Annotated in this window: 8 protein-coding genes; all 8 read right to left on the bottom strand. The window is 58.6% G+C overall.

Annotation, left to right across the window (positions count from 1 at the left end; all coding sequences use genetic code 11):
- Nucleotides 1–519 (bottom strand): DUF917 domain-containing protein (locus R2855_19560; protein MEZ4533201.1); only part of this gene is annotated, 519 nt, incomplete at its 3' end.
- Nucleotides 520–531: 12 nt separating this feature from the next.
- Entirely contained in the window at nucleotides 532–2,082 is a 1,551-nt protein-coding gene (locus tag R2855_19555; GenBank protein MEZ4533200.1) for a hydantoinase/oxoprolinase family protein, read from the bottom strand.
- A gap of 39 nt (nucleotides 2,083–2,121) precedes the next feature.
- Complete coding sequence (locus tag R2855_19550; GenBank protein ID MEZ4533199.1) at nucleotides 2,122–2,457, bottom strand: hypothetical protein; 336 nt, start codon at nucleotides 2,455–2,457, stop codon at nucleotides 2,122–2,124.
- Nucleotides 2,458–2,683: 226 nt separating this feature from the next.
- Nucleotides 2,684–3,022 (bottom strand): ATP-binding cassette domain-containing protein, encoded by a 339-nt coding sequence (locus tag R2855_19545; protein MEZ4533198.1) that lies wholly within the window; start codon nucleotides 3,020–3,022, stop codon nucleotides 2,684–2,686.
- A 155-nt stretch (nucleotides 3,023–3,177) separates the two neighbouring features.
- Entirely contained in the window at nucleotides 3,178–4,215 is a 1,038-nt protein-coding gene (locus R2855_19540; GenBank protein ID MEZ4533197.1) for an ABC transporter ATP-binding protein, read from the bottom strand.
- Complete coding sequence (locus R2855_19535; GenBank protein MEZ4533196.1) at nucleotides 4,215–5,126, bottom strand: ABC transporter permease; 912 nt, start codon at nucleotides 5,124–5,126, stop codon at nucleotides 4,215–4,217. The genes R2855_19540 and R2855_19535 overlap by 1 nt, the downstream gene beginning before the upstream one ends.
- A gap of 2 nt (nucleotides 5,127–5,128) precedes the next feature.
- Nucleotides 5,129–6,142: an ABC transporter permease gene (locus R2855_19530; protein MEZ4533195.1), complete on the bottom strand. Its 1,014-nt coding sequence runs from the start codon at nucleotides 6,140–6,142 to the stop codon at nucleotides 5,129–5,131.
- Nucleotides 6,143–6,243: 101 nt separating this feature from the next.
- Nucleotides 6,244–7,959 carry an ABC transporter substrate-binding protein gene (locus R2855_19525; GenBank protein MEZ4533194.1) on the bottom strand — a complete coding sequence of 572 codons (1,716 nt, stop codon included), beginning with the start codon at nucleotides 7,957–7,959 and terminating at the stop codon, nucleotides 6,244–6,246.
- Between the last annotated feature and the right edge of the window lie 59 nt (nucleotides 7,960–8,018).

Below are 8,018 nucleotides of genomic sequence, written 5' to 3'. Positions count from 1 at the left end.
GAAAGTCTCGGTCCAGCGGTTGTTGCAGGTATTGAGAATGCAGGTGTTGCCCTTCTCATCCGCCACAGACATTGGTGTCGCCGCGATGCCGTAGAGCGTGGCGGTCACCATTTGGATTTCCGGGAACGCCCGTCCCATGAGATCGGCATCCACCAGCGGAATGCCGAGTTCCGCAGCCACCGAGAAAGGGGTCGATGAGTTCAGGCCACCCGCTTCCGCCGACATCGTGGCGAACAGCTTCTTTCCAAGAAAGCTCTCGAGCGCCTGAAATGCGGTCACGATCTCTGCGCCAGATGGGATCTTCTCGACCATGACCGTAGGTGCGCCCATCATTGCGGAGCACGCAATGAGCGCATCGTCGTCCAGTTCTTCGACCTCGACCATGCGCACGGGACCGCATTTGCGAATCGAATACTGAGCCATGAGTTTTCCGATGTACGGATCACCTCCGCCACCGGTGCCCAGGACTGCCGCGCCAAGCGCAATGTCATCCAGTTGTGCTGCTTCGATGAATCGCATCGTTCGTCCGTTCTACGCTTGGAGCGTCAGGTCGCCGACGGCTTTGACACGAATTCGGGTCGCATTTCCAGGCAAGTACGCTAGCGGTACGTCTTCCACATCGACGATTGCGACAGAGGAGGGGGCTGCGCCCGCTTCGATCGCCTTGGCCGTCGCTTCTGCTTTGGCGTCATCGAGCGCTTGCTCGCGGGTCAATCCTTCCAGCGAATACACTCGGTCGATCTCGCCAGAGATCTGAGCAATCGCCGCGCCTACTGCATTGGCTGCCTCGAAGTGTGGCGGCTTGACCATCTCAGAAGCCCCAGAAAGCGCCCGAGAAATCAATACGCTGCCTCCCCCGACCACGATGACCGGGACGTCGGCCGCACTGGTCTTCATACGATCGACTGCTGTTTCAGACATTTCTTGAATGAGATCGATCGTCGCCTCGACCAATTGCGGGTCTAGTCCCTCGACTCTCGATGGGTCACCGAAGTCAGCGACGCCCGCTGCCACCGCGATGTCGCTCGTGGTCAAGGTATCGCCTCCAAAGACAATGGCCTCTCTAGTGAGTCGATATCCCACACTTTGAGGACCGATGCGCAGCGGCTCCTGGCGAACGAGCGAACCTCCTCCCAGACCGAACGAGAACACATCTGGCATGCGGAAGTTCGTGCGGACTCCCCCGATATCAACCGCAACAGACGCTTCTCGAGGAAATCCGTGCGTAAGCGCTCCCACGTCGGAGGTCGTGCCTCCCACATCGACCACCATCGCGTCTTTCAGCCCCGACAGGAAGGCTGCACCGCGCATCGAGTTGGTTGGTCCGGAGGCAAAGGTGAGGACGGGGTACTGTTCAGCGAACTCGGCGCTCATCAGCGTGCCATCGTTTTGAGTGAGATAGAGCGGGGCCTCGATTCCCATCTCCTCGATCGACCGCTTGAACGCGGCAACTGTGTCCTTTGCGAGATTGCGCAGGCATGCGTTCAGAATGGCTGCGTTCTCTCGTTCGAGGAGGCCGATTCGCCCGATTTCGCTCGAAAGCGTCACCGATGATCCAGGCACCTCTGCGAGCAAGAGTTCTGCTGCCTGCTTCTCCATCTCTTGATTGACAGGAGAAAAAACCGAGGACACCGCAACTGCTACGATGCCTTTCGACCGAATGTCGGCAGCAACATCTTTGATTTCGTCTGGATCGAACTTGGAGATCTCGCGGCCGTCGAACTCATACCCTCCATGGCAGAGATACGTATGCCGACCGAGCGTGTCGGCCAGGTCCTCGGGCCAGTCGACCATGGGCGGAAGCGCGGCGGTGGCGGGTAGCCCGAGCCGCACCGCTGCCGTTGGTTGAAGACGCCGGCGCTCGACCACTGCGTTGGTGAAGTGGGTCGTGCCAATCATCACTCCAGCAACCTCGGATGTGCTGGTGTTCGAAACACCCAGAATGTGATCGAGGGCCGTTGTGATGCCGCTCGTAACATCTTCCGTTGTCGGAGTCTTGATCTTCGCGATGACTTCGTTGCCGCGCATGAGGACCGCGTCGGTGTTGGTCCCGCCGACGTCGATACCAATCCTGAGGCTCACTGATTCTCCCTTCTCACGTGTGCGTTGCTCGCTATTCGTTCAATCTTCATCGAGTGGCAGCAGCACATCGTCCGCGATGGCCTCGGTTTCACTGCCAGGATCGAGGTTGACCAGATTGACTGAGGGACCTTCATCCAGGAAGGTCGGAATTGGAATCTCTCCGCGCATTGACCGGATGCACGCGACAGTGTGCCCGGGCTCGACCTCCCAGAGTTCCATCGGCATCGCGCGGCACTCGTCGGCCGCATAGGGGCAGCGGGTCACCAATCGGCAGTAGTTCGGCGGCTCGATCGGAGAGGGGATCTCACCAGTGAGAATGATGCGCTCACGCCGTTCGAGCGGGTTCGCGGCAGGCACGGCGCTCATGAGCGCCATCGTATAGGGATGGCGTGGCCGAGAGAACACTTGCCGTGTTGGACCGAATTCGATGATCTGGCCCAGATACATGACTGCAACTTTGTCTGAGAGGTGACCGATCACCGACAAGTCATGCGAAATGAACAGATAGGTAAGATTCGCTTCCTCTGCAGCACCTTGAGCAGCCGGAGAAGCTTTGCCTGGACCGAGACATCGAGCGCGGATGTGGGTTCGTCGAGCACGATCAATTCGGGGTTCGTGGCCAGTGCCGCGCAATGCCAACGCGTTGCTGTTGACCGCCAGAGAGCTGGTGGGGATATCGGGCCATATGTTCAGGACGCAAACCGACGCGCTCGAACAGCTCCGCGACCCGATCTTTTGCTGCCTGGCCAGCGGCGACCTTGTGAATCTTGATCGGCTCGAGGACGGTTTGCCCCACTGTCCGGCGCGGATTCAAGGAGTCGTAGGGGTCCTGAAACACCATTTGCAAGGCAGCACGCGCACGAGTCATTTCATTGAACGACAGTTGCGTCAGGTTCTTGCCGTCGAAATCGATCGCGCCATCGGTTGGTCGTTCCAGCATCGTGGCGCATTTCGCGACGGTGCTCTTGCCAGATCCTCTCGCCGACCAATCCGACCGTCTCGCCTCGCTGGATATCGAAAGACACGCCGTCGATGGCATGCAGCATCTTGTGTGAGAACATGCCGGTCCGGATCGGGTAGTACTTCTTCAGTGCCTCAATGCGCAGCAGCGATGTCACGCTGGACCTCCTCCAGGTGGTGGCACGCCGCGGTATGCCCCGGAGAGATCTCACGTGCGAGCGGCTCCACGGTGCTGCACTCGGCAGTTGCCCAACGGCAACGAGGATGGAACGAGCATCCCTTTGGACGATGAATCAGATCGGGAACGTTGCCGGGAATGGTCGGAATCTCTTCGTCACCGCGCAGACTTGGGCGCGATGCGAGGAGTCCGAGCGTGTAGGGATGGCTTGGCCGGGTGAAGAAGTCCCGCACCGGCGCCTGTTCGACGACCTTTCCCGCGTACATCACCATGATGCGGTCGCAAACTTCGGCAGCCATGTTCAGGTCGTGGGTAATCACGATGACGCTGGTTCCCGTGAGGTCACGCATCTCCTTCAGGAGCTGAATGATCTGATACTCGATGGTGACGTCGAGCCCTGTGGTCGGCTCATCCGCAATGAGTAGTTCTGGGCCACAGGAGATGGCCATTGCGATCATCACGCGTTGCGCCATTCCACCGGAGAGCTGGTGTGGGTAGGCCTTCAGACGGCGCTCTGGCTCGGGAATGTGGACCAGCTTCAAGAGCTCGATCGCTCGCGCCTTTGCCTCATCGCGTTTCATGCCCTGGCGATACTTGAGCACCTGGCAGAGCTGATCGCCAACCGAGAGCACAGGGTTGAGAGAACCGCGCGGATTCTGGAAGATCATAGCGATCTGCTTGCCACGAACCTCGCGCATCTGGTCTTCGTTCAGCTTGGTCAGGTCGCAACCTTCGAACAGGATCTCACCAGAGACGATCCTGCCGGGTGCCTTGATCAAATTGACGATCGAAAAGCCCGTCACGCTCTTGCCCGAACCGCTTTCGCCAACCAGACCGACGATCTCACCGCGGCCAATTTCAAACGAAAGCTTGTCCAGCACGCGCGCGACACCCTTGCGGGTGAAGAACTGCGTCTCGAGATCGCGGATCTCGAGCATCGGGCGCGTCGCAGACGATTGCATCGGCCGGGTGGCGTTGATGGTGTCAGTTGTCATCAGCGTCGCCTCGGATCGAGAACATCTTGCAATCCATCACCAAGCAAGTTGAAGCCCAGCACAGTCCAGGCAATTGCCAGGCCAGGGAAGGTGTACATCCACCAATGCCCTTGCAGGAAATCCTGGAATCCGAGCTGGATCATAGCTCCCCATTCGGCCCGTGACGTCTCGACACCAAGTCCGATGAACGAAAGGCCAGCAGCCTCGAGAATGGCCCAGCCAAACTGAAGTGTCGAGATAACGAAGATTGGTATTAGGCAGTTGGGCACCAGGTGTTTGAACAAAATCGCGCGGTGATTTGCGCCAATTGCCTTCGCTGCCATGGCGTACTGGCTCGTCTTGGCGCTCAGCATCGAGGAACGCATTAGTCGGGCATATCCAGGAATGTTGAGCACCGCAGTGGCTATGACGACTGTCTCGATTCCAGGGCCGAGCGCGTACGCGATGCCCATTGCGAAGATGAAGCGTGGGAACCCCTGCAGAATGTCCATGATTCGCATCGCGACTTCATCGGTTAGTCCGCCGACATATCCCGAAACTGCTCCATAGACGCTTCCAACGATCAGTGAGATCACGACCGCAGAGAGCGCGATCAGCAGGTCGATTCGCGCGCCGTAGAGAACACGCGAGAAAATGTCTTGCCCGAATTGGTCCGTTCCGAAGAGATGATCTCGGCTGGGGGGCTGCGCAACGACAGCGAAGTCGACCTTGTTGGCGGGGTACGGCGCGATCCAGGGCGCGAATATGGCCGCGAATATCACCACGCCGATCATGAAAAGACCGAGCATGGCAGTTGGATTTCGCCGCAGAACGAACCAGAAGTCGCCGATTCGCTCGCGCAAAGGCGGAGTGAGTGCAGCGGTTGTGTGCGCGGTCGGGGCGGCTGGGAGATTGGCAGTCGGAGCAGTCATGGCTAGTACTCGACTCGTGGATCGAGAATGGCAATGAGAATGTCCACGATCAGGTAGGCAAGCACATACATGGCAACAGCCAGAATGATGAAGCCTTGCACGGCGGGGAAATCACTTCCCATGATGGCATCGAACGAATACTTTCCGAGACCGGGCCAAGTGAAGATGTACTCCACAAGTACCTCGCCGCCAATGGCATAGCCAAAGACAGCCGCGATCAATGTCAGGACCGGAATGATGGCGTTCTTCAGGGCATTCTTGCTGACGATGACTCGCGTTGGGAGTCCCAGCGATTTGGCGGTGCGAACGTAGTCAGAATTCAGCGCGTCGATCATGGTCGCGCGGGTCATGCGGGCAATCGGAGCCATCGCGATCAATCCGATTGTGAGCACGGGCAAAACCAGTTGTTTCGACGCGGCGCGGAAGGTGTCGAAGTCTCCGTCCAGGAGCGAGTCGATCGTATAGAGACCGGTCACTCGTGGTGGCGCCGTCATCGAAATGGGCAACCGGCCTTGTGGTCCAGGCAGCCACCCGAGACGCGTGTAAAACGTCGAAATCAAGATGAGGGCGATCCAGAAAATCGGCATCGAAACGCCGAGAACCGCAATAACGCGGGTGAGATGGTCCACCCATGTTCCCTGTTTCATTGCCGAAATGATCCCGAGCGGTAAGGCAAGTGCGACCGCCAGCATCATTCCATAGAAGACGAGTTCGAACGAGGCCGGAAACCGTTGCCGGAGATCTTCGGTCACCGGCTGATTCGTTTGGTATGAGACCCCCATGTCCCCGTTCAGAAGATCGCCGAGATAGTTGGCAAACTGCGTGTACCACGGATCGAGCAGCCCTGCCTCACGCTTCATCTCTTCGACTGCCTCGTCAGAGGCATATGGTCCTGCCACCCGCTCGATCGGATTCCCTGGCACCATCCTCGTCAAGAGGAAGGTCAGGAAGAGCGCTCCGAGTAACACAGGAATCAGGAACAGCAGGCGTCTGATGATGTATCGAGCGAGGCGCATCGAGGAGCTTGCTCCTTGGGTCGCGGCGGCTGCCGCGAGGACAATCGCGAGAAAAACGCTCAACGGGGAGACGGGAACCGCCTCCCCGCTGTCCGTGACGACTAGCTGCTGGTGCGCGTCAGCGACGCATACCGAGGCAACTCGTCGTTGTAGTAGACGTATCCGTCGATATCGTTGCCGAAGTAGATGACCCAGTTCGGCTGCGCCAGGAAGACGTAGGGTGACTCTTCGATGACGATCGCCTGGATTTCCTTGCTTGCTTCGGCCCGTGCTTCTGCATCTGTCGAGAACATGTAGGTGTCCAGCAGTTCATCGACGCGAGCGTTGCTGAACTTCGGATAGTTCGAAGGACTCTCGGTCTGGGTCAGCCAGAAAAGATGGTAGTAGGGATCGTTCACCCAGGAGATCCACTCGTCGGTCCACATCTGGAGCTTGGACCCCTGCTGGAGCTCATTGAACTGAGCATAGGCCAGCTTCTCGATCTGGACGTTCATTCCGATCTGCTTCAGCGAATCCTGCATGATGATGGCAATGCGCTCCTTCTGTTGGTCGTCGCCTGCCACGCTGATCTTGATCTCCGGCAGCCCCTCACCGTTGGGGAAGCCGGCTGTGGCCAGGAGCTCCTTGGCCTTCTCCAGGTCGAAGGAATACTGGTTCGTCGACGGATCGTGCGTCGGCATGCCGGAGGGGACGAGGCTCCTGGCTTCGGCCGCCTGACCCAAGTAGATCTGCTCCAGAATGTCGGCGTATGGAGTTGCGTATGCGACCGCTTGGCGCACTTCCTTGACATCGAAGGGGGGGACGAGGTTGTTCATCTCGATCATGACGACCAGATTCGACGGAATCGACAGGGTCTTGACGTTCTCGTCTTGCGAGAGCGCCGCGTAGTCGGGGAACGGAATCTTCGTCGCCGAATCGACATCGCCGTTCTGCAATAGCTGCACGCGTTGAGCTGCGTCCGCCACGATCTTCATGATGACCGTTTTGAAGAACGGCGCTTCGCCGTAATAGTTCTCGTCTGCCACCAGCACGATCTGATCGTCTGGTGTGTAGGAGTCGAGCCGATACGGACCGTTGCCGATACCCAGGTTCGCCTTGAAATACTCCAGACCCCACGGATCGTCAGTAGTGGCGACTTCGGCCAACTGCTTCGGGCTGATGACAGACGTGTTGTGCATCACATTGTTGAGGGGGGTGATGGGGTTCGCCAGCGTCAGCGAGATCACAAACTGACCCGCATCATTGACCGACAACTGTTCTGGGCTCGTCAGTGCGCCGCCCATGCCCAGGAGGAACGCGGCAATGGCGCCGGACTCGAGAATACGGCTGTATCCATCGACAAACGTCTGTCCGTCCATCGCGGTGCCGTCGTGATACTGAATACCGTCCCGAAGCGTGAAGACCATGTCATTTCCGGCCCACTCCCAGGATTCGGCCAGCATGCCAACGATGTTCTCGGTGTTGACGGTCTTGTACGCTGTTCCGTCCGGCGCCGTCGCATCGACGATTTCGTACTGCGTCAGTTGATCGAACGTGTTCTGGATGACGGTCTGCGACGACTTGGAACCAACAGTAAAGCCCGGGTCCCAGGTGTCGATGTTTTCCGCCACGGCCAGGATTAGCGTCTCCGCGTCCTGGGACGACGCTCGCGGTCCGCGTGTTTGACTGGCCGGAGCCGCGGTTGCTCCTTTTTCGATGGCCATCGCCAACACGCCGCCAATGCCAAGCGCAGCAAGGCCTTGACCTAACTGTCGCCGGGTGATCCTACGTGCCGCATAGTCTGCCTGTAGTCGCTTGATTTCCTCGTTCACCGACATTGGGAATCCTCCGTTTGCGATGCGTGTGACAACGCACCGCGTGCTGGAACGAAAGGCAC

The organism is Thermomicrobiales bacterium (assembly GCA_041390825.1).
Taxonomy (GTDB): Bacteria; Chloroflexota; Chloroflexia; order Thermomicrobiales; family UBA6265; genus JAMLHN01.
This window is presented reverse-complemented; position numbering and strand designations above follow the sequence as displayed.

Excerpts from the sequence above, each read along its gene's own strand:
- R2855_19550 (MEZ4533199.1), bottom strand. The coding sequence starts at position 2,457 with ATGGCGCTCATGAGCGCCGTGCCTGCCGCGAACCCGCTCGAACGGCGT.
- R2855_19545 (MEZ4533198.1), bottom strand. The coding sequence starts at position 3,022 with ATGCTGGAACGACCAACCGATGGCGCGATCGATTTCGACGGCAAGAAC.
- R2855_19540 (MEZ4533197.1), bottom strand. The coding sequence starts at position 4,215 with ATGACAACTGACACCATCAACGCCACCCGGCCGATGCAATCGTCTGCG.
- R2855_19535 (MEZ4533196.1), bottom strand. The coding sequence starts at position 5,126 with ATGACTGCTCCGACTGCCAATCTCCCAGCCGCCCCGACCGCGCACACA.
- R2855_19530 (MEZ4533195.1), bottom strand. The coding sequence starts at position 6,142 with ATGCGCCTCGCTCGATACATCATCAGACGCCTGCTGTTCCTGATTCCT.
- R2855_19525 (MEZ4533194.1), bottom strand. The coding sequence starts at position 7,959 with ATGTCGGTGAACGAGGAAATCAAGCGACTACAGGCAGACTATGCGGCA.